Raw genomic sequence first — 20,953 nt, 5'->3', positions numbered from 1 at the left:
CAATTTAATGGTGGGCTGCCACCGGCTCAGGCCGAGAAAAAACTTAACGTCGTGTCCGGGATTAGTTGACCACTACACTCTGATCATAGCATAGCTTTTGATATGTTACACAGCGACTCAGAAAGTCATTCCATTTGCTGCATTGATCAATGCGATAAATCTCTAGCAGAAAATATCTTAGAAAGATCGCAGCTACTTAGGCGCGAAAGATCCGCACTATCAGACAACGACCTCATGAGGGTAAGCACTATAGGAAACCCAGCTCCTGCCCACCTCGACTCGATTGTAGAGATGATTATGTGTCATAGCGAGCTGCACAAATCCAAAGTATCCCACAGCGAGATCCGCAGAAGCGGCGTGTCTGTTACTGTTGAGGCAGAATATGCAAGCATTTTGGCGCAGATGTTGCGCGATAACCTCCAGAAGCGACCTGTGCATTCTATGCAGACCCGCACGGAGACTGTGGGGTGCGCATTTTCTTGATGTCATCGCGAGCAGACTGCTGCGATTTAGCCAGTAGAGGGTAGCGTTTGGGTCGTCGCTTGATGGCCCGTGGCTCTATGCGGTTTGGGTGATTTCGACTTTCTGATCTTGGCGTTGTGGCCAAAGTAACCGTCCGGCCACACCCCAAGGCTTAGGGTTACGCACGAAGGGATCTGGCGGGGGGGCAAGTAACTGCCATCCGTACCGGGACCTGTCCAAAGATTCAAACCCAAACTCTATTTTCGAAACCCGAAGATATAGATCATACCGCCGCTGGCCAGCACCATCCCGGCGACTTCGATCAGACTGGGTACTTCCGACAGGACGAAGATAGCCAGCACGGACGCTATGCAAGGGACCAGACCGCCAAAGATGGAGCCACGGGTTGCACCAAGCACTGTCACAGCCTTCGTATAGAACAGCAGGGCCAGAATCGCCGCAAATACGCCCTGGAATAGGGATTGGAAAACTATTTCAGAAACGGGTGCGGAGAGGATACCTGGGGTTCCCCAAATGAAATATAGAGGTAGGTAGAGCAACATGGAAATGACGGATACCAAAGCTGTGGCCTGGAACGCATCCACGTCCCATGCACGCGAGGCAATGGTATAGATCCCCCATAATGCTCCGGCAGCAATGAATAGCAGGTCTCCCAGCCAGGCCTGTCCACCGCTTTCCGACATGCTTTGCCACCCCGAAAGAGTCGCCCCTACCATGATGATAAAAATCCCGATCAGTGCCGCTTTTTCCGGCCTGTCACGAAGGAAGAACCAGCCCCCAATTGTGGAAACCGCAATCATCGCACTGGGGATGAGAACGCCAGCATGTCCGGCGGGGGCATATGCCAATCCGAGGATTCCCAGAAGTACGTGCGGAATACCCTGCCCCACTGTAAGGACCAGGGTTTTCGGCAGACCAAGCATGCCTGTCCCTTTCTTTAGAACAAAAGGCAGCAAAATCAATCCGGCCACCATAAAGCGTAAGGCCGCGATGTCATAGGGAGACAGCGTTTTTTGAACCCCAAAACGGGAAAGAACAGGCCAGGCTCCCCAGATAAGAGCAGATAAAAACCCAAAGAACACTGCTACAGATAGTGCTTTTCTGTCTATCAGAGTTGCGCTTGTCATGACCTGTCTTTCTCTACTCATGCTAATTTTAAGGTACGGTCGTGCACTGTATTCTTGACGGTATCAAGAGCGTTCGCGGAATTTGAGAAAAGATATGGGTTCATGGAGTCATCACATCCCGCTTCAATCAGGATCCGCTGACCAAGCCCTAGTCTCTCCGCCTGATCGATCAAGACCTCGGTCATTATCTGATCTTCCAATGAAATACCGGTGCTATCAAAGATGGTCTGTTTCATCTGATATTGGATATAGGCTTGCGGCTCTTTCACTATTTTGTGCAACTCAGGGCCGATATAGCCGTATTCGTCTTTACTCAATTGCTGGCATTCACCTTCGTTAATGGCCTGTTCCAGATAATCCGTGACAAGGAACGAGCTTTTGAGCAGCTCTGTTGATAATTCATATTTGCGCGGCGTGTCGGCACCAATAGCATTGATGTGTACATGTGGTTTCATCCCGCCAGCGTGGAGAACCGGGCCTGCATCAAGGCCAATGGAGGTAGCAACACAGATGATGTCGGACTCTGCCAGTACCCTGTCTTTGGAAGCGATGATCGGTGTAATTCCCAGGGCGGATACCCGCTTGGCGAAAGTTTTTTCCACTGCGGGGTCAATATCGTGGATCAAGACTGCGTCAAAGTCATAAATTCGACTGAGGGCATGGGCCTGGGTCACTGCCATGGCGCCAGCTCCGATCAGCCCAAGGGTTTTGCTTTCAGGATGAGCCAGCAACTTCGAAGCCACAGCGGATGCTGCGCCCGTTCGTACTGCTGTTGCAAATACACCATCGATCACCGCAATAAGGTGGCCGTCCCTTACGTCATATAGGGAGTTAGTGGCGATGACCGTCGGCATGCCCCGGTTAAACGGATTTCCCGGATGGTAGCCAACAACTTTTAACGCGACATTTTTATCCCGGCGGTAAGCCGGCATAAACTCTATCAGCCCCATTTCCGGAGTTTCATAGACAAAGCCGGTGCGCGGTTGTATTTCAACCTGGCCATCACCAAACACGTTGAGGGCATCACGTAGTTTTGCAATCGTTTCATCCATTAAAGTGTCGAGCCCGACTGCTGCGACAATTTCACCAATGTTTTCCTCAGAGAGGATAATAGTTGCTCGCTGTGCCACTTTGTCGCTCCTATATGTTCACATGATAATTGGTTTCAGTCTTATTCTGATGCTTGGTGCTGCGTACTTCGATTCGGCGGTATGCTGCGTTGAACGATCGAACTTCACCGGAAATTATCTTGAAATAGAAAGATCAATAGGATGACTCTATTACTTACATCTGATGTCTTCAGGCACGATGACCACCGACTGCCTTGCTCATGGGGTGCCGACCATCGCGCGGAGGTATGGAGATTGTTGCAGCTTATGAACCATGCTGCCCGCGAGCCAGGTGGCTTCGATTGACGAGTATTACGCTCACATTGCGGCTTAGAAAATACGAGACTCTCAGGTTAGAGTCGATGGAGTAATTCTTCGATAGGCATTAGTTTTTCTAAAGAGATGACATCACCAACCTATCCAGCAACATCGCACAGCAGAAGACTTTATTCGCCTTGTCGAACCTGTGGACGGTGCAAAAATGGTTGTTGAATGCGGGAGAAGTGCGTCTCTAATGCGGACTGATCGCCCTGAAATATAGCGACCAGAGGAAAAAACCATGAATTAAAGACAGGAAAGGTCTGTTTTCGACCGACTTAGCATTTTTTGAACCTCAGGCAGTGAGGGCATCAAAAATCGGTGGGTACTTCAGACCTTCCTTAGCGAACAGGCCAAGGAACTCATTAGCCAATCTTCGAACTTTTCCAAAGCCACCATTTTCTGCGTGTACTCAGGCTTAAAAAAAGTGTAACAATTATCCTCCGGAAAACTAGTATCCAGCACCCTTACCAGTTGACCACTTTTTAATTCGTGATCGACTAGAATTGACTCTACTAGAGCCAGCCCATGACCATGAATGGCTGCGGTCAAAGCCAGGTGCCCTTCTGTAAAAACGATACTCGCCTTACCAAGGTCCAGGGACAAGCCTAAATCAGCAAAGACATTTTTCCAGCTTTTATGAAGTTTCCTATGACTTTCAATTTTCGTTTCATAACTGATCAATTTATGTTCGCAAAGGTCGGCATATGTTTCAATTTTAGGTGTTTTTTTAATATATGCGGGACTTGCGACTATGATAACTTCTGAGCAGCCAAGTACTTTGCTATTTGATGGAAGATTTTCTCCCCTGCCAAATCTTATTGACGCGTCAATACCATGACTGCGAAAGCTTCTAACGTCACAAGACGCATCAATAACAACATTAAGATCCAAGTGTTTTTCGTAAAATTTATCCAGATTTGGAATAAGCCACTTTCCGGCAAATGAAGGTGGGGCAGAAATAGAAAGTATTGTTCTTTGCGTCCCGATGATCTCTTCCGCGACAGCGGCCAGTTCCCCTAGTGCTTTCTGAGCTACGCTGGCGAGCCGCTGGCCAGCCTCGGTTAGCGTTAGCCCTTTGGCATCCCTTATGAAAAGCGAGCAGTTCATGTAGTTTTCAAGAATCTTGATCTGCTGGCTGGTGGCTCCCTGAGTCACGCATAGCTCAGATGCAGCCCTGGTTACACTGAGATGCCTGGACACGGCCTCAAACGCTTTCACAGCATTGAGTGGCGGGGTTTTCATGGCTCAATCCTTAAGAATGTCTCGTATCCATCGAACAATCACGCCATCGACTCTAATCTAAGAGTCCCCTGTTTCCTAGGCACTGTACGAAAAGTATTGCCGCAGACACCGCATGGCACAGGCCAACGAGACCATCGCCGCAAAATTTTTCGCGAGCTTCTGAAAGCGCGTAAAAAGATGTTGCGCTGCCGGTATTTAGGGTGATCTGCAGGATGGTTTGTCACTGACCGAACGCCTGTCCCTGGCCTACATCGCCAAAGCCGGGCCGGTAGCGTTCGGGCGCGTGTATGCCGAGTTGATGGGCAAGCGCGAACCACTGCCGTTCCTCGGGGACATGATGTTCCATGCACTGCTGCGGCCGTTGATAGACGACGAGCATCCTTTGTTGACGAAAAACGAGGCTCATCTTGAATGGCCTCGGCGGGTGCTGGCGCCCGGATGCGCAAAGACCCGCTATCCGGGCACAAGGTGCGGCTTCAGGCTTTAACGTTCTGCCGGATATTCCAGCCGAACTTCACTGGCCCACCGTCCTTGGCGCCGTCGGCCTTCTGCGGCTGGTAGCTGACGTCGACGCTGGCGAAGTTCAAGGCGATGCTGTCGTAGAGCACCTCATCCTTACTTTCAGCAGCGGTGCCGTAGGACACCACCATGACTTCCTTCAGGGTGATCACCAGATACTCCACCGGGCTGGAACCGCCCGCCTTGCGCACTACCAGTCTTGCTTCGGGATAATGCTTGCCGGTCGCGCAGGCCATCATCAGCAGGCATCTTTATTGAAAACCATTGGGAATTCATCAAGCGGTACATGCCAGTAATCGGAGCAGACATTCTTGTCGCATGCACCTCAATAGGATTGACGGCGATCCTGACAATGCTCACCTATCTCTCGACGTACCCCATTGGTTTTGCTACCAAGACATCATTTTTCGGCGCTACGGGGCTTGGTGCAGTATTTGCCCTTGCCAAATACGAAGTGTTATACGGACGCATCCACTGGGTCTGGCTGAACATGGCGGTATACCTCATCTGCCTGCTGGTATCACTTCCCGCAATCGCCTACCGCCCCAACGCTTATCTCTACTCCATGGCCCTCCTCAGCCCCCTGATCGGCCTACTGATCCTCAACAGCAAGCGCTGCCGCGAACTGCGCCACAAGATGCTAGAAATCCGCCACAAGCGCGAAGCCATCATCGCCACCCTGAAAAAACAAGGCCGCTGGAAATGGTGGTAACCCGCGCGGTTGCTGACACCCCCGACTTTCGGCCTCTCCAACCCGATAACCGAAGCAACCTACATCCGGCTCGGAAGCATCTGACTTCTCGCCCTCGCCTGCCATGCCTAGCCTGCTGGTCCCGCCCACAATAAGGACACCGGCGGCATGCGGCGCTATTTCATTACCCGAGGAGCCACGACCACCGCTGGCGGGACCGTCGTCGGCGGTTTGACGGGCTTTTGCATCACCCAAGTGGACATCGCCCTTGAAGGTCATGAGGTGCTTTGCCCGGTGTGCAAAACCACCGGGGTCATAGTTTGTGTTGGCCCGCGCCTGGAGCAGTGGGCACGAGGGCGACGGGTGGCGCTCTCGGACGATCTCTGCCGCTGTAAATGCGGCCCGCCCCCGCGCCTGCTGGCCGACCAGTTCGAGCGGTTTCAGACCCTTACCGCCGAAGACTCCGCGGTACACCGCCGAAGCGCGACCGCATCGGAAGCGCCAGCGCCAACACCCGCGAAAAAACCCACCCCGAGCTCAACGCCTTCCGCTTTCAGCGAAATACTCGAGTCAGCCTGCGAGCGCAATTGGCGCTTCTACCAGAAGCAGGCAGAAGACGTGATCGCCCCCGGCGGCAAGCTGATCGCCGACCCCAGGTTGCGCAACCGGCTCATCAACTCGGCGTATGCCCAGCTCTGGCGCCTCGATAACCGTTTCCAGTGGGCGGGCCTTGCGGCGTTTGCCTCCAAGCAAGTGGGGTGCGGTTTGCTGCACGCGGCAGAATCCATCGAGAAAATTCAGGCGGAATTTGAAGCGGCGGAGCAATTGCGAAGAAGTGCCCGGAAAGGGGTTTGGGGGTTGTTCAGCGCCGAGGAGCGTGAACGGCAGGCAAAGCTGCGGGAGTACGAGCGGCGCCTGCGGGAGTATGAACAGGCCAGCCGTAATAACCCGGTGCCTGATGTTGATTGGCGGCGCGAGGGTGAGCCGTTATCGAGCGTGCAGCAGCTTTATCAACATGTGTACGAGAGGATGGCGATGGGCAATACCACGCTGTTTTTGGATGTGTTTCCGTTGCATGCGTTTTATAAGGAGCGGGGGTTGGGGTTGCTTGAGACCTGTCTTCGGTCGCGCAAGAACATTTATGAAAAGGCTCAGCCACCCGTGCTATGGCCCATCGGAAACGAGACACTAGAGTTTGGTACGAATCACAGTGAAATCCTGAAGGCTTTCGAGGCAATTGAAGCTGGCAATATCGCCAAAAGTGTTGAGTATCTCGCTGACCACGAACAAAGAAACATCCTTCAGCCAGCGATGTATACCGACCAAAAGCTGGTAGCCCTGCTGCGTAGTAACCATCTTTCCTATGTCACAGGCATACCGTCCGGGGCCGCGCAAGCCATTGAGCTAACGCTGGCAAATCAATGCCGCCCCGTCGAAGATGATCGAACCATTGAATTCAGCAACAGCCCTATCGCTAACCTGGCCGATATCGATCAACGCATGGCCTTCGTGCTCAAGGCCGCGGCGAAATTTGATGCACTGCTGCGTAGCAATGAGCGGCAGCGAATCGAACAGGCGCTAGAAGACATCGCTGAAGACCGGGGTGTCCGATGAGCCGGATCACGCAGATCGGTTGGCGACGTGTTGGGCTAGGACTGATCGCTGTCGTACTTTTCTTAGGGTTAGCGATACGTCTCGGCACCGATGAACCGGAGATTGCATTGACGCCTGGCGAACCCTGGGAAGATATGCGCCAGCGCTCCAGCGCAAAGATTGGCCCAGCCATTCCGGGGCATCACTGGTTCAGGGCGCCCAAATCCCATGCCCGACTGCGGCTCGTAGACCCTCAATATGGATTCATAACTCCTTTGGCCCGTTTCTTCACGATAGGCTTCGATGATGAGCAAATCGATGGCATCCGCATGTCCCCTCAAATCGAACCGCTATTGCTCGATGACACGCTTGAAATCGTGCTGGACTTACAGGAACAGTGGCGCAAAGGTGGCTGGACCCCCATCCATATAAAAGACGACCCACCCTTCGCCGACACCCCTCAATGGCGTGCCCGCTTGCGGAACGTGAACCTGGGCGGTACGTCCTATTGGCAAGCAGCGGACAAATACCAAGTGATGATGGTGGTCAATCGCTTCAAGGACGTTCGACATCCCACTGAAGAACGCTATCTCATCAAGCTACACCTGGCCGCGCCGTGGATACCGCAATGATCAGATATCCACTTTGGCGCCGGCGAACCGAGGGTTGCGTAGACGCCCGGCTGCGGCTCGTAAAGCCTGAATATGGATTCGTGCCCCCCAGGCTCGCTTCTTCACAGTGAGCTTCGAGAGTAATGGAAGGGTCAGCAGTGTCCGCATTTCCCCTCAGGTCGAACCGCTTTTTACTCGATGACACGCTTGAAGTCGTACTGGATTTACAAGAGCCATGAAGCGGCATTTTGACCGCGCGCCTTCAGTTCGCTGGCCGCAGCAGCTGCATCTGCTGGCGATAGTCATCCGTCACCTGCCGCGCCTGGCTGCTGCTGGTGATCACCCTCGGCGTAATCAGCACAATCAGCTCAGTGCGGTCCTTGGATTTGCTGGTGTTGCCAAACAACCAGCGCAGGCCGGGGATTTTCCCCAGGTACGGCACGGCACTGACGCTCTCACTGTTGTCCTGCTTGATCAACCCGCCGAGCAATACGGTCTGCCCGCTCTGCACGGCGACTTGCGTCGAGACTGAACGCGTGGAGATACGCGGATTCACCGGCGTGTCGCTGCTGCCGGTCTGGTTCTCGGCATCGCTGACCTGCTGCTGGATATCCATGTACACCAGGCCGCCCGGATTGATGCGCGGCACCACGTCCAGAATTACCCCGGTCTGCACGTATTCGACGCTGCTCAGGGTGGTGTCGGCATCGCCGGTGTTCACCGTGGTCTGGCTGATAGGAATGTTGTCGCCCACCTGGATCTGCGCCGGCTGGTTGTTCATCACCACCAGAGACGGCGCCGACAGCACCTGGGTGCGGCCGTTGGTTTCCAGGGCATGCAAGGCCACTTGCAGGTTGGAACTGACGAAGGAATAGAACAACGAATCCGACGCCCCCAACCCTGCCCCGCCACCGCCCAACGCGCCCTGACTGCCGGAGGCGTTGGCGACTGTGGTGCTGGTGGAATTGCCGGCCAGGCGACCGAGGTACCACTGCACGCCAAGGTCCAGTTCACCGGTGAGTTTGACTTCGAGGATGCGCGTCTCGATCTGCACTTGCAGCGGCGGATTGTCGAGGCGTTTGATCGCGGTTTCGATCTCTTTCCATTGCGCCGGGCGGGTACGCACCAGCAGTTGGTTACTGCTTTTTTGCGCGGTGATGCGGGTGCCGGCTTCGAGGCTTTTATCCGGTGCCGGTTCAGGCGCCTCGGCGACGGGCTCGGGCTCGTCGGCAGGCGGCGGCGGGTTCTGCAGGCCACCGGCATTGTTGTTGAGCGATGACAACGTGGTGGTGCGCAACCCCGGCGCGACCTTGGCCGGCGTATCGTCCTTGATCGCGCCGTTGCCGTAGATCTGCCGCAGGTACTTGGCCAGGTCCGAGGCCTTCATGTTGCGCACGTCGTACACGTACATCTGCGGCTCGTTGCCGCCGCCTTCGTCGATGGTGCGAATCCAGTCGCCCACCTCGCTGAGGTACTGCGGCTGGGAAGAAATCGCCACCACCGAGTTGGTCCGCTCGATCGGCAGAAAGCGCAGCATGCCCGCCAGGGGCATGCCGCTGTCCGGGCCGAACATGGCTTGCAGCTCGGGCATCAGCTCGGCCACCGACGCGCGTTGCAAGCCGAATACGCCCACCGACATGCCCTTGAGCCAGTCCACATCGAAGGTGTCGATGGTGGCCTGGTAGTTGGCCAGTTCTTCCGGGGTGCCGGCCAGACTCAGCACATTGCGCGCCGGGTCCACCAGCAGAAAAGCGTTTTCGCGGGCGAACGGCTTGAGCAGTTTCTGCATCTCGGTGGCGGAGATATAGCGCAACGGAAACAGCCGCGCCGACAGGCCGTTGGACGGTGGCGCCAGGTTCATCTGCGGCACCAGCTTGCCCGCCACCGCCTGGTTGGCCGGCAGGATCACGTAGCGGTTGCCCTGTTTGATCATGGCGTTGTCGGTCCAGGACAACAGGGTTTCCAGGATCGACAGCGCCTGCTGTTTGTCCACCGGCTTGGAGGTGGAAAAGCTGACATTGCCTTTCACGCCTTGGGCGATGCTGTAGTTCTCGTGCAACAGGTCGCCCATCACGCTGTTGATCACCGCTTCGATCGGCTGGTCGGCGAAGTTGAATACGATATCGCCGCCCTGCTCTTTCGCCGGCAGGCTGGCGCTGGGTGGGCGCACGAATTGCTGGCTGCCCCGCCTCATCTGGCGTTGGGGCGCTACCTTCGCCACGGGCTGCGGGCGTTGCGCCGCCGGCACCTCACTCGGCGGGCGTTGCGCGCCGGTGCCTTGCATGGCTTCGTGGAGTAACGCGTCGTCCGCGTCGAGGCGGTCGGGCAGTGAGCCACAGCCGCCCAGGGAGACGGCGGTAGTCAGGCAAAACAACGAGGTGCGCAGATCGATCAAGGGAAGGGCTCGCGAGGCAGGGAAATCGGTGGCCGGGTCGACGGCGGTGGCAAACGCTTGGCGTACAGGTTCAAGGTTTGCGTGCGGCCGTCCAGGGTGAAACGGGCGGATTGCGGCGTGAGGTGGTCCAGGCGCCAGCCGTTGGGCAGCACCTGGCCCAGGCGTACCGTCAGCGGGCGGCCGTCGGCCTGCTTGAGCATCGCCATTTGCAGATTGCCGGTGATCAGGATGCCGCTCAGGGTCAGGTTGGCCAGGCTGCTGGCCTGGGTGTTGCCGACGGCGCGATCGGGGCTGCGATCCGCGCTGAACAGCGGGGTTTGCCAGGTGCCGGCGAGGCTGTCCAACGTCACGCTGGGGGCGACTTGCACCCGCGCAGAGGAATGCCCGCGCACCGCCGGTTCGGGCAGCCACTGCGGCTCGTCGCCGATGCTGCTCAGGATGAACGCCATCAACAGGCCCAATGCCCCGACCAGGCCGAGCAAGCCCCATTCCAAGGGGCGCAAGACCCCGATCATCGGGCCACCTGCGGTTGCAGGTAACCGCGCACCAGCACCTGCACCACCAACTGCCCCGCCCCGCCACTGGCCGGCGCCTGTTTGCCACGGCGGATGCGCAGCTCATCGACGAACAGAAACGGCGGCTGGTATTCCAGCTCATGCAGGATCGCGGTCAGCGGTTCGATGGCGCAATCGAGGGTCAGGCTGACCTGCACCTGTCGATACGGTTCGCCGTCGTCCTGCTCCGGGGTGATGGGTTTGCGCTGGGTCAGGCTGCAGCCGCCGCCGAGGTTGGCGTGGCGGCTGATCAGATCGGCGAGGCGTTGCATCAGGTCGGCGGCGACCCCATCCGGGTCATCCCCCGGCAGCAGGCTGGTTTGGCTGGCCGGGTCCTGGCGGGCCTGCTCCAGTTGCTCGCGCAGCGCATCGCCCTGGCGCAACACGCCGGCATAGCGTTGCTGCTGTTCGCGCAGTTGTTCGGCCTGTTCGCCCATGGCACGCAAGGGCCCGGCGAACCAGCTGTCGATCAACAGCCAGTACGCCGCGCCGAGCACCACGGCCAGGATCAGCAACGCCGTGCCACGGCGTTCACGGGGTGTGAGGGGTCGGCGCATCGGCGGCCTCCGGGCGAAGGTGGGCACGCAAGGCAAACTGATCCTTGCCGCTGCGCGCATCGGGTTGAATCACGCCTTCGAACTGCGCATTGTCCAGGCGGTGACAGCCTTTGATCCGGGTGATCAGGGCGCTGGCCTTGGCGCTTTGGCCGGAGAAGGCAATCTCGCTGCCCTTGATGTCCAACTGGTCGAGCCAGGTGTCGGCGGGCAGGCATCGGGTGAGGTCGTCGAGCAGCGCCACCAGCGGCGGCTGGGCCACCTTGCGCCGGGTCAGGTACTGCACCGCGCCACGGGTGGCGAGCAGTTGCTGACGCAGCGCATGCACCTCGGCGACCCGGGCCTTTTGCTGCTGGACGCTGTCGTACATGGTGTCGAGCACGCGCTGGCGGTCGTTGAGCCACAGCAACATCGCCGCGATCAGCAACGCGCCGCACAGCCACGGCAAGCTGCGTTGCAACCCCTTGCCCGGCGGACGCGGACGCGGGCGCAAAGGCGCGGGCAGCAAGTCGATGCCCAGGTCGCCGACATCCACGCGATGCGGCTGCAGGCCGAGGGCGGCGCAGTCGCTGAGGATCTGATCGAGGCGCTCGCGCAGGATCGCCACCAGCGTCACCTGCACTTGGGTCGGCGTGCGCCGTTCCTGGCGTGCGACGAAGTACAGCCGGTCGGCCTCGAACGGCGTGTAGCGATCCAGTTCATAGCCGACCACGGCGCTAAGGTTGCGCGCAGCGGCTACGGGTAAGTGGATGGTTTGCAGCAGCACGGCGTCGGCCGCGAGCACCAACACATGCCGCGCGTTGCCCGGCGCCGACGCGACCGGCTCGCTCAACGGCCAGTGCCAGCGCTGCTCGGGCGGCTCGTGCAACGCCAGCCACGCCGGCACACACGCGCGCAGCTCCGCGAGCCACAGGCGCCAACCTTGTTGCAGCAGGCTGCCACGCCAATAACGGGCGATGGGTTCCAGTCGATTCATTCTTGCCAACGCAACACCCGGTAGGGTTGTGCGCCGTCCTCCATTGGGCTCAATAAAACCGTGACTTGCAGGCGTGCTTCATAGCCGCCGGGGCGTTGTGCGCGGCTGTCGACCACCAGCACCTCGCCAGGGTCGGCGCCCTGTGCGCTCTGCTGCGGCAGGTTGAGGGCCTGGCGCATCAGCGCGCTGGCGAACGCCGGAGCGGGCCGATCCAGGTCGCTCCACAAGGTGAGCTCGGGCAGCAATTGGCGGTACAGCGCCTGGCTCATGCCGGGCAATTGGCGCACTTCTTCGAGCACGCGAAACGGCGCCAGCCCCTGCTTGCGCCGTGCGTCCAAGGCCTTGGCCACCTGCGTGGCCTGGGCCGGGCTGGCGCCGCAGGCCAGGGCCAGGCGCGTGAGGTCGTGCGCCTCGGCGTTGACCAGGTACAGCTTGCCGCGCTCGCTGCGCAGGCTGACGTGCAACTGCGCGTCATCGAAGGTCAGGAGCCTTTCACGGCCGTCGGCGATCCAGTGTCGATCGGCCATCGCCAGGGCGACGCCGGCTTGCGCTGCGAGCACCGTCTGGGTGTGCTGGCGATGCCACAGCGCCTGGCGACTTTCCAGCTGCACCCAACCGGCCAAACCGCCCAGCAACACACTGAGCAAGGCCAGCACCCACAGCACCAGCAGCAGCGCCGCCCCGCGTTGCCGCCTCATTCGCCCGACGCTCCGCTGGCCAGGTTCAAGCGCAAGGCAATCACCTGAGTGACCCACGGCACCGGCCCGTCGACATGCGCGGCGATCCGCACCGCAGCGGGCAAGCGCCGGGGCCACGGCCACTGGTCGATCCATCCGGTGGGTTGGCCCAGGGGCGATACGCCGCGATAACTGAAGCGCAGCGCCGCAAGGTTCGTCAGCAGCACTTGCGGCGCATCGCGGGAAGCATCGGCCTGCCGTTCCAACCGCGAGAACCCCACCTGCAGATCCTCGGCGACCCGTTGCAGGGTGAAGCGCTGAATCCCGCCGCCGAGCACACCGGGCAGGGTCGCGACAAACTGCAGACGCTCGGGCTCCCCTAAGAAAAAACCAGCGCTCTGGCGGTCATCTTCGCTGGCATCCAGCGGCAACGCCTCACTGATCGCGGTGCGCAGGAACTGCTGGGCGGCGCGCATTTCGTCCAGGCTCACGGTGTACTGTTGGGCCTTGGCCACCGCGCGATTGGCGCCGAGCAACGCACCGCTGAGCAGCACCAGCAGCACCGCGAGCAAGCTCAGCACCACGAGGATTTCCAGCAGAGTGAAGCCCTGCTCGCCGCGCCTCACTGGCGCACCTTCAGGGTGCTGAACCGGGCCTGGCGCGGCCCCTCGCTGACGATCAGGTCGAGACGATACAGATGGGCTTGCTGACGCACGCAGGTCAGTTGCCAGTGGATGCCGTCCAGCGCGCCCTGGCTGACACCTTCGACCAGGCGCCCCGCCGCTTCCTGGTCCAGCACACTGAGGGCGGCATGGCTCAGGCGGTCGCTGTGAGCCGCTTGCGCCAACGAGCGCGCGCTCTGGCCGAAGGCGACCAGCAGCACCGTGCTGCACACCGCCATCAACGTCAGGGCGGCGAGCATTTCCAGTAACGTGAAACCGGCCTGGCGCTTCATGGCAGCGCCTTGGACTGCACGCTGCCGGTCAGCCAGCCAATGTCGATGCGCCAACGCCGGCTGCCGTTGGCCAGCAGCAGATGGCCGCCGGTGGAACTGCCGTCGGGATAGAACTCCACGGCGGCGCCGACCCGTTCGGCGGTATGCACGGTGACCTGCAGCTGCGGCGGCCAGGCGTGCGGGGCGCGGCCCGGGGCCTGGAAGGTCAGGCGCTGCAGATCGAATTCGGTCCTGGCCACACGCGCGTCGACAATCGCCGCGGCCCGCGTGGCGCGCAGGGCGTCGACCATCTGCCCGACCACGCGGCGCTCGTTCGCCGCCTGCACGGCCTGGCGCACACCGAGCCCCAACAAGCCGACAGCGAGGCTGATCAACAGGATGACCACCAGCATCTCCAGCAAGGTAAAGCCGCGTTGGGGCATCGGCGGGTTATTCCCAGTTGCCCAGGTCGGCGCTGTAGCCGTCGCCGCCCGGTTGGCCGTCCTGGCCGTAGAAGATCAGGTCGAAGGCGCCGTGTTCGCCCGGGAAGCGATAGCCGAATGCATGGCCGAACGGGTCTTTCAGCTCCGACAGCTTGGCATACGGCCCGGCCCAACTGCTGGCGTTGCCGGGCTTGTGCACCAATTGCTGCAGGCTGTTGGGCGGTGAGCCGACATCCAGGGCGTAGCTGTCGATTTTCATGCTCAGGCTGGCCAGTTGCGCCTTGCCCGCGCCGTACTTGCCCTTGTCCACATTGCCACCGACCTGGCGCACCACGATGGTCGCGACAATGCCCAGCAGCACGATTACCGCGAGCATTTCCAGCAGGGTGAAACCGCTTTGACGGCGTTGAGTTCTCATCGATCGGGTTCCTTGAAGGTTCATATATGGCTGGTCAGGCTCATCAGCGGCAGCATGATCGCCAGCATGATCACGGCCACCAGCAGCGCCATGACCACGGTGAGGGACGGCACCAGCGCGGCGAGCAGGCGCTCGATGCCGCGCCTGGCTTCGATGTCGAAGATGTCGGCGACCTTGAGCAGCATGCTGTCCAGCTCACCGGCCTGTTCGCCGACGTCAATCATTTGCAGGGCCAGCTCGGGCAGCAGCGGTTGCGCACCGAACGCACTGGCCAGGGTGCCGCCGCCTTTCACCGACTCGGCGGCCTCGGCCACTTGGGCCTGCAACGCGCGGTTGGTGCAGACCTGTCGGGCGATGACCAACGCAGGCAGCAAGGCCACGCCGTTGCTCAGCAAGGTGCCCAGGGTGCGTGTCAGGCGCGCCGCTTCGACCCGCTGCAACAGCGGGCCGAGCACGCGCAGGCCGAGCAGGCGGCGGTCGTAGCGTTCGCGGCGCCGGGGGGCGCGCAGGCGTGCCGCCAGGGTGCCCAGCGCGACGCTCGACCCGGCCAACAGCAGCAGGCCGTAGGCGCCGAGGAATTGGCCTAGGGCCAGAATCACTTCGGTGATCAACGGAATCGGCACGTCCAGGTCCTGGAAGATCGGCACGAACTGCGGCACCACATACGCCAGCAGCAACGCCAGGGAGCCGAGCACGCCGACCACCAGGAACGCCGGATAGATCAGCGCATTGATCACCTCGCCGCGCAGCCGCTGGCTGCGTTCGAGGTAGTCGCTGAGTTGGCGCAGGGTGCTTTCCAGCGCGCCGCCGGCTTCACCGGCACGCACCATGCTCAGGTACAGCGGGGAAAAGGTGCTGCCCTCTTCTTCCAGCGCGGCGGATAACGGTTTACCCGCCTTGACGTGGTCACGGATACGCTCGATCAGTACACGCACTTGAGGCTGGCCGGGCTGCTTGAGCAGCAAGCCCAGGGAACGTTCCAGCGGCTGACCGGCGCCGAGCAACGTCGCCAACTGCTGGGTGAAACTCACCAACGTCGCGCCCGTCAACGGCCCCCGCCGCAAGGCATGGCGCAGGCCCTGGCGGCCGGCGGCGTCGATCTGCAACAGCAGCCAGCCGCGCTTGTGCAGGATCGCGATGGCGGCGCTCTGATCCTTGGCTTGCAGCGTGCCGCGCTGGGTCACGCCCTGGCTGTCGAGGGCACGGAAGGTGAACAGACTCACGCGCCCTCACCACGGGTGACGCGCAGCACTTCTTCCAGCGAGGTGACGCCCGCCACTGCCTGACGCAGGCCTTCTTCATGCAAGGTGCGCAGGCCCGCACGTCGGGCGGCCTGCTCCAGCGTCGCGGCATCGGCGTGGCGCATCAGCAGGCCGCGCAGTTCGTCATTCATCACCAGCAATTCGGTGATCGCGCTACGGCCGTGGTAGCCGCCTTCGGCGCCAGGGCGGTAGAGCAAGATCGGGCGCTCATCGGTGAAACGTTGCAGGCCATGTTCCTCGATCAACTCCGACGGCGCTTCAAAGGCGACGCGGGTCGCCGGGTCCAGGCGCCGCACCAGGCGCTGCGCGAGGATGCCGCTGACGGTCGAGGCGATCAGGTAACTTTCCACGCCCATGTCCAGCAGGCGCGTGATGCTCGCGGCGGCGCTGTTGGTGTGCAGGGTGGAGAGTACGAGATGGCCGGTGAGCGACGACTGGATCGCGATGCGGCAGGTTTCCAGGTCGCGGATCTCGCCGATCATGATCACGTCCGGGTCCTGGCGCACGATGGAGCGCAGCGCGCCAGCGAAGTCCAGGCCGATGGCCGGCTTGACCTGGATCTGGTTGATGCCTTCGAGCTGGTATTCCACCGGATCTTCGACGGTGATGATCTTGCGCTCGGCGCTGTTGAGCCGCGCCAGCGCGGTGTAGAGCGTGGTGGTCTTGCCGGAGCCGGTGGGCCCGGTGACCAGCAGGATGCCATGGGGCCGTTCGAGCACATCGAGGAAGGCGGCCAGGCGCTCGCCGTCGAAGCCCAGGCTGGGGAAGTCGAACTGCACGGTTTGCCGGTCGAGCAGGCGCATGACCACCGACTCGCCGAAGCTGGTCGGCACCGTGGACACCCGCAAGTCCAGCGCCTTGCCCTGGATGCGCAGCATGATCCGCCCGTCCTGGGGCAAGCGCCGCTCGGCGATGTCCAGGCGCGCCATGATCTTCACCCGCGAGATCACCGCCGCCGACGAACTGGCCGGCGGCGCTTCGGCGTCGTGCAGCACGCCGTCGATGCGGTAGCGCACCTTGAGTTGGTTTTCGAAGGGTTCGATATGGATGTCCGACGCACGCTGCTCCACCGCCCGCTGCAGGATCAGGTTGACCAGGCGGATCACCGGCGCTTCGGAAGCCATGTCCTTGAGGTGTTCGATATCTTCCAGCGCGCCGCCCTGCTCATCGAGGTTCTCGATCAGGGTACCCATGGCGGAACGGCCCTGGCCGTAATAGCGCTCGATCAGCGTCTCGACTTCAGTGCGCGGGCCAATGGCCAGCCACACCGGCACATCACAGGCGTAGGCCAGGGCCTGGAAGGGATAATGCTGCGTCGGGTTGGCCGCGAGCACGCGCAGCCCGCCGTGGGCCCAGCCCATGGGCACCACTTGGTAATGGCGCATGAAGCGCTCGGTGAGCGCGGGCAATGGGTCGAGCAACGGCGGCGCGGCATCGGCGAGTAACAGCGGCGCGCCGAGCAACTCGGCCCAGGCGCGCGCCAGTTCGACTTCGGACACCAGCCCCAGGCGCGTGAGCAGGCCGAGCAGGTCGCTGCCGTCCAGGGACAAGCGCCGGGCGCGCTCCAGGTCGACGGTTTTCAGCCCGGCGTGCTGCATCAGCCACGCGCACACGCGGTCGGTGTGCGGTATCTGCGTATGGCAGGCATCGATGGGCATTGACGACATAGTTGGGGGGGTCTAGTTGCGAGAAAGTATGGCTATTTGGAACTACTGGATATAAAAATAAAATGCCATTAGTTCGCCACGCCGCAGTCGGAGTTAACTGGGTTAATCGACTGGAAGTTCCAGCGCTAGTTCCTGAAGCGGGGAAACAAACTGAAAAGAATAGCCTGCAACCGCCTTGAAACAGCCGCGAAAGCCTTGATTTAAAGCCTCCAAGCCGACACCCAAGGATTCAGCTAATTGCAATTAGCCACTTCGCTAATCAGAGCCAGGCGCCGAAGTTTTTCCTCGACGCGCATCAAGCTCAAACTTTCAAACAACCTTGTTGTTGATCTTCATTGCCGCTGAACGCTGGGTTTGCCGCGTGATAGTAAACACAGACGATCGGCCAGTCAGAAGTCGACCGTCGCCGACAACAGGTAAGTCCGCGGCGTCGACAAGGTCAGCCCCGGTTCGCTGTCGTCCGACGCGCCCGCCGAGCTCCAGTAGCGTTTATCGGCGACGTTTTCCACATTCGCACGCAGGGTGATGTGTTTGTCATCGACCTTGAACGCATACCGCGCGCCCACGTCGATGCGGTTCCAGGCGCCGATTTCCTTGGCATTGGCCTGGTCCAGGTATTGCGAGCTGGAGTAGATGCCGCGCGTGGTCAGGGTCAGGCCTTCGAGGCGTGGCACGTCCCATTCCGCGCCGAGGTTGACGTTGTACTTGGGCGTGGCCGGGGCGCGGTTGCCGTCGAACGTACCGTTGGTGGTGTGGGTCAATTCGCTGTCGATGTACATCACGCCACCCAGCAGGCGCAGGCCCTTGAGCGGTTCGCCGAACAGGCTGAGTTCCACGCCGTCGTTCTGGCGCTTGCCGTTGGGGCCGAACACCCGCGAGGTCGCGTTGGTTTCATAGGCCGGTTGCTTGATGCGGAACACCGCGGCGGTCACGGCGAACGCTCCGGCGTCGTATTTGGCGCCGACTTCCACCTGGCGGCTGATGAACGGCGGGAAGATTTCATCTTCGTTGACCGAGGTGGAAGGCGCGACCTTGCCCTGGCTCAGGCCTTCCAGGTAGTTGGCGTACAGCGACAGCGCGTCGGTGGCCTTGAACAGGATGCCGCCGGACGGCGAGATTTTTTCTTCGTCGTAGGCGGTGTCGCCTTTGACGTTGTTGGTCCAGTCCTCCACCTTCACCCGCTGCCAGCGTGCGCCGAGGGTCAGCAGCAGGCGATCGTCGAAAAAGCCCAGGGTGTCGGACAACGCCACGCCGCTGAATTTATTCTCGGTGTATACCTGCGCATCCTGGCGGATGGCGGTGGACGGCGTCGGTGTTTGCACCGGGTTGTAAAGATTGCTCGGCGCCGCCGCATAGCGTGCGCCGCCGTTGGTGAAGTCCACGTAGAAGTAGCTGGCCGCCAGGTTGACCTCGTGGCTCACCGGCCCGGTATGGAACCCGCTGCGCACGCCTGCCGTGGCGGTACGCACATTTTCATCGCGGCTGAAGTCGCGCGGCTGCACGCTGAAATCCCCTGCACTGTTGCTGACGGAAACGGCGTGACGCAGGAAGTCGTGGTTGCTTTTGCGCGCGCCGACACCGCCGTAGAGCATCAGGTTATCGCTGAGGTCGAACTCGGCATTGAGCGTGCCGAACGTGTCGTTGGTGCTGGCCTTGCTCCACGATTGCGCGTAGTTGCGGCGTACATCGTTGGCGCTTGGCACCGGGGCCGCGGCGGCCACCTGCACGCGCTCCTGCGGGGCGTTGGTGTCGCGCTCGGTGTGGCCGATATCGCTGGAAAGGCGCAGGCGCTCACCGCGAAAGTCCAGGCCCAGCACGGCCATTTCACGGTCGACACGCTGGTGATCCCACTCAGTGTCGCCGGCCTGTTTCACGCCGTTGAAGCGCAGGCCGAACTTGTTGTCCTCGCCGAAACGCCGGCCCACGTCCACCGCGCCGCCAGCCTGGCTATCGGAGGCCCAGGTGCCGGTGAACGAGTTGATGTCCTTGTCGGTGGCGCGCTTGGGCACCACGTTGATCCCGCCGCCCACACTGCCGCGCGGCGAGATGCCGTTGATCAATTGACTGGGGCCTTTGACGATGTCGACGCGGTCGGCCATTTCCATGTCGATGGTGTAGGTCGGCAACACGCCGTACAGGCCGTTGTAGGCCACGTCACTGTTGAACAGGCTGAACCCGCGAATGGTGAACTGTTCATAGCGCCCACCCGCCGGGTTGGTGGCGCGCACCGACGGGTCGCTGGCGATCAGGTCGCCGAGGGTCCGCGCCTGCTGGTTCTTCACTGCCGCCTGGGTGTAGGTGGTCATGCTGAAGGGCGTGTCCATGAAGTCCCGCGAGCCCAGCAGGCCCTGCGAACCGCGTCGCGCCACTTGCCCACCGGCATAGATATCGCCGTCGGCTTCGCTGCGGGTCCCGAGGATGGCGGTCGGCGCCAGTTGCAGGCTGCTGCCCTGCGGCACCGGCACCAGCATGTAGGCCTGCTCCCCCATCGGCTGCAGTTGCAGGCCGGAACCTTGCAGCAGGCGGGCAAAACCTTCTTCCACCGCGTACTCGCCGGATAAACCACTGCTACCGCGGCCACTGACCAGCGCCGGGTCCACCGCCAGGTTGACCCCCGACAACCCGGCGAAACGGGTCAACGCGGCACCCAGGCTACCGGCCGGCACTTGGTAGCTGCGGCGGGTGGCGGTGTCTTCGGCATAGCTGATCGGGGTAAACAGTGGGCTGGCGCTGAGGCTCAGCATCAGGCTCAGTTTGAGCAAGGGGCGGACGGCGGGCATGGGCGGAAGCTCTCGATTTTGTTCACTTACCTGGAATGACAGGCGAGGTGAAAAAAAGGGACAGGCTTCCGCGCTTTTTCTAGCAAATAACCACTAAGGCTCAATCAACCGACAGGTTGACTCGACGATCCCGGCGCCGCGCAGTACCGCCACGGCGGCGTCGGGATCGTCCGTTCTCAGTGTAGGAACTTCAACCAGCCAGCCAGTGCCAGCGCGGCAAAGCAGGTCCAGCCCGAGAACAGCCAGCGCCACACGCGCGCACGCGGCACGAACCCCACGCCCCGCACAAAGGCCACACTCATCGCCGCGAACAAGGCCATTGCCAGCCCATGATCAGCTTTGCCGTCCGGGGTGGCCATCAGGGGCGGATAGAGCGTACACACCAGCATGATCGCGATCGCGATAAGCAAGCTCAGCGGGTGAATGCGTGAGGGCGCCGGAGCCTCGGCGACACGCGGCATCATGGCCGCGGCTCCTCACGGTCGCTCAGGGCACGCCCCGCTTCGTTCTCGCCCCACATCGCATTCAATATGGCCAGCAACAAGGCGAAACCGACTCCCAGCATCCAGGCGAAATACCACATAGTCTTTGCTCCTC

Annotated in this window: 20 protein-coding genes and 2 pseudogenes; 4 read left to right on the top strand and 18 right to left on the bottom strand. The window is 60.9% G+C overall.

What is annotated here, in order from left to right; genetic code table 11:
* Positions 1 to 719: 719 nt before the first annotated feature.
* From AC07W0_RS22245 to AC07W0_RS22235, 3 genes are all read right to left on the bottom strand, one after another.
* Complete coding sequence (locus tag AC07W0_RS22245; protein WP_256580854.1) at positions 720 to 1,610, bottom strand: DMT family transporter; 891 nt, start codon at positions 1,608 to 1,610, stop codon at positions 720 to 722.
* Positions 1,611 to 1,627: 17 nt separating this feature from the next.
* Positions 1,628 to 2,740 (bottom strand): ornithine cyclodeaminase family protein, encoded by a 1,113-nt coding sequence (locus AC07W0_RS22240; protein ID WP_102618339.1) that lies wholly within the window; start codon positions 2,738 to 2,740, stop codon positions 1,628 to 1,630.
* 627 nt (positions 2,741 to 3,367) lie between these two features.
* Positions 3,368 to 4,282 (bottom strand): LysR substrate-binding domain-containing protein, encoded by a 915-nt coding sequence (locus AC07W0_RS22235; protein WP_102618338.1) that lies wholly within the window; start codon positions 4,280 to 4,282, stop codon positions 3,368 to 3,370.
* 205 nt (positions 4,283 to 4,487) lie between these two features.
* Here AC07W0_RS22235 and AC07W0_RS22230 point away from each other — a divergent pair.
* Positions 4,488 to 4,715 (top strand): annotated as a pseudogene (locus AC07W0_RS22230) (DUF1835 domain-containing protein); the annotation flags it as partial.
* A 43-nt stretch (positions 4,716 to 4,758) separates the two neighbouring features.
* On the opposite strand, the pseudogene AC07W0_RS22225 reads toward AC07W0_RS22230, so the two are convergent.
* Positions 4,759 to 5,043 (bottom strand): annotated as a pseudogene (locus tag AC07W0_RS22225) (Hcp family type VI secretion system effector); the annotation flags it as partial.
* Positions 5,044 to 5,153: 110 nt separating this feature from the next.
* On the opposite strand from AC07W0_RS22225, the gene AC07W0_RS22220 reads away from it, so the two are divergent.
* From AC07W0_RS22220 to AC07W0_RS22210, 3 genes are all read left to right on the top strand, one after another.
* A complete protein-coding gene (locus AC07W0_RS22220; protein ID WP_256580853.1) occupies positions 5,154 to 5,513 on the top strand; it encodes a hypothetical protein in 360 nt (119 codons plus the stop codon).
* Positions 5,514 to 5,660: 147 nt separating this feature from the next.
* A complete protein-coding gene (locus tag AC07W0_RS22215; protein WP_102618336.1) occupies positions 5,661 to 7,106 on the top strand; it encodes a PAAR domain-containing protein in 1,446 nt (481 codons plus the stop codon).
* Positions 7,103 to 7,717, top strand: a complete 615-nt coding sequence (locus AC07W0_RS22210; protein WP_102618335.1) for a hypothetical protein — start codon at positions 7,103 to 7,105, stop codon at positions 7,715 to 7,717. The genes AC07W0_RS22215 and AC07W0_RS22210 overlap by 4 nt, the downstream gene beginning before the upstream one ends.
* 241 nt (positions 7,718 to 7,958) lie before the next feature.
* Here AC07W0_RS22210 and gspD read toward each other — a convergent pair whose 3' ends face one another.
* From gspD to cydX, 14 genes are all read right to left on the bottom strand, one after another.
* Positions 7,959 to 10,082 carry a type II secretion system secretin GspD gene (gene gspD / locus AC07W0_RS22205; RefSeq protein ID WP_102618341.1) on the bottom strand — a complete coding sequence of 708 codons (2,124 nt, stop codon included), beginning with the start codon at positions 10,080 to 10,082 and terminating at the stop codon, positions 7,959 to 7,961.
* 5 nt (positions 10,083 to 10,087) lie between these two features.
* Complete coding sequence (locus AC07W0_RS22200) at positions 10,088 to 10,606, bottom strand: type II secretion system protein, XpsN-like (protein WP_046382760.1); 519 nt, start codon at positions 10,604 to 10,606, stop codon at positions 10,088 to 10,090.
* Positions 10,603 to 11,202: a type II secretion system protein GspM gene (gene gspM, locus AC07W0_RS22195; RefSeq protein ID WP_017847564.1), complete on the bottom strand. Its 600-nt coding sequence runs from the start codon at positions 11,200 to 11,202 to the stop codon at positions 10,603 to 10,605. The genes AC07W0_RS22200 and gspM overlap by 4 nt, the downstream gene beginning before the upstream one ends.
* A complete protein-coding gene (locus AC07W0_RS22190; RefSeq protein ID WP_102618334.1) occupies positions 11,177 to 12,175 on the bottom strand; it encodes a type II secretion system protein GspL in 999 nt (332 codons plus the stop codon). Before AC07W0_RS22190 ends, gspM begins: the two co-directional genes overlap by 26 nt.
* Positions 12,172 to 12,873 carry a general secretion pathway protein GspK gene (locus tag AC07W0_RS22185; RefSeq protein ID WP_102618333.1) on the bottom strand — a complete coding sequence of 234 codons (702 nt, stop codon included), beginning with the start codon at positions 12,871 to 12,873 and terminating at the stop codon, positions 12,172 to 12,174. The genes AC07W0_RS22190 and AC07W0_RS22185 overlap by 4 nt, the downstream gene beginning before the upstream one ends.
* Positions 12,870 to 13,478, bottom strand: coding sequence for a type II secretion system protein GspJ (locus AC07W0_RS22180; protein ID WP_102618332.1), 609 nt, complete (start codon positions 13,476 to 13,478; stop codon positions 12,870 to 12,872). Before AC07W0_RS22180 ends, AC07W0_RS22185 begins: the two co-directional genes overlap by 4 nt.
* Complete coding sequence (locus AC07W0_RS22175; RefSeq protein WP_079444301.1) at positions 13,475 to 13,807, bottom strand: type II secretion system protein; 333 nt, start codon at positions 13,805 to 13,807, stop codon at positions 13,475 to 13,477. The genes AC07W0_RS22180 and AC07W0_RS22175 overlap by 4 nt, the downstream gene beginning before the upstream one ends.
* Entirely contained in the window at positions 13,804 to 14,229 is a 426-nt protein-coding gene (locus tag AC07W0_RS22170) for a type II secretion system protein (protein WP_046486567.1), read from the bottom strand. The genes AC07W0_RS22175 and AC07W0_RS22170 overlap by 4 nt, the downstream gene beginning before the upstream one ends.
* Before the next feature lie 7 nt (positions 14,230 to 14,236).
* Complete coding sequence (gene gspG / locus AC07W0_RS22165) at positions 14,237 to 14,647, bottom strand: type II secretion system major pseudopilin GspG (RefSeq protein ID WP_017847570.1); 411 nt, start codon at positions 14,645 to 14,647, stop codon at positions 14,237 to 14,239.
* A 20-nt stretch (positions 14,648 to 14,667) separates the two neighbouring features.
* The gene (gene gspF / locus AC07W0_RS22160; RefSeq protein ID WP_102618331.1) at positions 14,668 to 15,870 is read right to left on the bottom strand and encodes a type II secretion system inner membrane protein GspF; all 1,203 of its coding nucleotides are present in this window, start codon (positions 15,868 to 15,870) and stop codon (positions 14,668 to 14,670) included.
* Positions 15,867 to 17,576, bottom strand: a complete 1,710-nt coding sequence (gene gspE / locus AC07W0_RS22155; RefSeq protein WP_102618330.1) for a type II secretion system ATPase GspE — start codon at positions 17,574 to 17,576, stop codon at positions 15,867 to 15,869. The genes gspF and gspE overlap by 4 nt, the downstream gene beginning before the upstream one ends.
* A 389-nt stretch (positions 17,577 to 17,965) precedes the next feature.
* A complete protein-coding gene (locus AC07W0_RS22150; protein WP_102618329.1) occupies positions 17,966 to 20,356 on the bottom strand; it encodes a TonB-dependent receptor in 2,391 nt (796 codons plus the stop codon).
* A 176-nt stretch (positions 20,357 to 20,532) separates the two neighbouring features.
* Positions 20,533 to 20,820: a cyd operon YbgE family protein gene (locus AC07W0_RS22145; RefSeq protein WP_017847574.1), complete on the bottom strand. Its 288-nt coding sequence runs from the start codon at positions 20,818 to 20,820 to the stop codon at positions 20,533 to 20,535.
* Positions 20,817 to 20,939: a cytochrome bd-I oxidase subunit CydX gene (gene cydX, locus AC07W0_RS22140; RefSeq protein ID WP_017847575.1), complete on the bottom strand. Its 123-nt coding sequence runs from the start codon at positions 20,937 to 20,939 to the stop codon at positions 20,817 to 20,819. Before cydX ends, AC07W0_RS22145 begins: the two co-directional genes overlap by 4 nt.
* Positions 20,940 to 20,953: the final 14 nt, after the last annotated feature.

The organism is Pseudomonas sp. GW704-F2, from assembly GCF_059423025.1.
This window is presented reverse-complemented; position numbering and strand designations above follow the sequence as displayed.

Bases quoted from the DNA above. Each gene is read 5' to 3' on its own strand.
- AC07W0_RS22170 (WP_046486567.1), bottom strand. From the start codon at position 14,229: ATGCCCCAACGCGGCTTTACCTTGCTGGAGATGCTGGTGGTCATCCTG.
- AC07W0_RS22235 (WP_102618338.1), bottom strand. From the start codon at position 4,282: ATGAAAACCCCGCCACTCAATGCTGTGAAAGCGTTTGAGGCCGTGTCC.
- AC07W0_RS22215 (WP_102618336.1), top strand. From the start codon at position 5,661: ATGCGGCGCTATTTCATTACCCGAGGAGCCACGACCACCGCTGGCGGG.
- AC07W0_RS22200 (WP_046382760.1), bottom strand. From the start codon at position 10,606: ATGATCGGGGTCTTGCGCCCCTTGGAATGGGGCTTGCTCGGCCTGGTC.
- AC07W0_RS22220 (WP_256580853.1), top strand. From the start codon at position 5,154: ATGCTCACCTATCTCTCGACGTACCCCATTGGTTTTGCTACCAAGACA.
- gspM (WP_017847564.1), bottom strand. From the start codon at position 11,202: ATGCGCCGACCCCTCACACCCCGTGAACGCCGTGGCACGGCGTTGCTG.
- AC07W0_RS22175 (WP_079444301.1), bottom strand. From the start codon at position 13,807: ATGAAGCGCCAGGCCGGTTTCACGTTACTGGAAATGCTCGCCGCCCTG.
- gspE (WP_102618330.1), bottom strand. From the start codon at position 17,576: ATGTCGTCAATGCCCATCGATGCCTGCCATACGCAGATACCGCACACC.
- cydX (WP_017847575.1), bottom strand. From the start codon at position 20,939: ATGTGGTATTTCGCCTGGATGCTGGGAGTCGGTTTCGCCTTGTTGCTG.
- AC07W0_RS22150 (WP_102618329.1), bottom strand. From the start codon at position 20,356: ATGCCCGCCGTCCGCCCCTTGCTCAAACTGAGCCTGATGCTGAGCCTC.
- AC07W0_RS22210 (WP_102618335.1), top strand. From the start codon at position 7,103: ATGAGCCGGATCACGCAGATCGGTTGGCGACGTGTTGGGCTAGGACTG.
- AC07W0_RS22245 (WP_256580854.1), bottom strand. From the start codon at position 1,610: ATGACAAGCGCAACTCTGATAGACAGAAAAGCACTATCTGTAGCAGTG.
- AC07W0_RS22190 (WP_102618334.1), bottom strand. From the start codon at position 12,175: ATGAATCGACTGGAACCCATCGCCCGTTATTGGCGTGGCAGCCTGCTG.
- AC07W0_RS22185 (WP_102618333.1), bottom strand. From the start codon at position 12,873: ATGAGGCGGCAACGCGGGGCGGCGCTGCTGCTGGTGCTGTGGGTGCTG.
- AC07W0_RS22145 (WP_017847574.1), bottom strand. From the start codon at position 20,820: ATGATGCCGCGTGTCGCCGAGGCTCCGGCGCCCTCACGCATTCACCCG.
- gspG (WP_017847570.1), bottom strand. From the start codon at position 14,647: ATGAGAACTCAACGCCGTCAAAGCGGTTTCACCCTGCTGGAAATGCTC.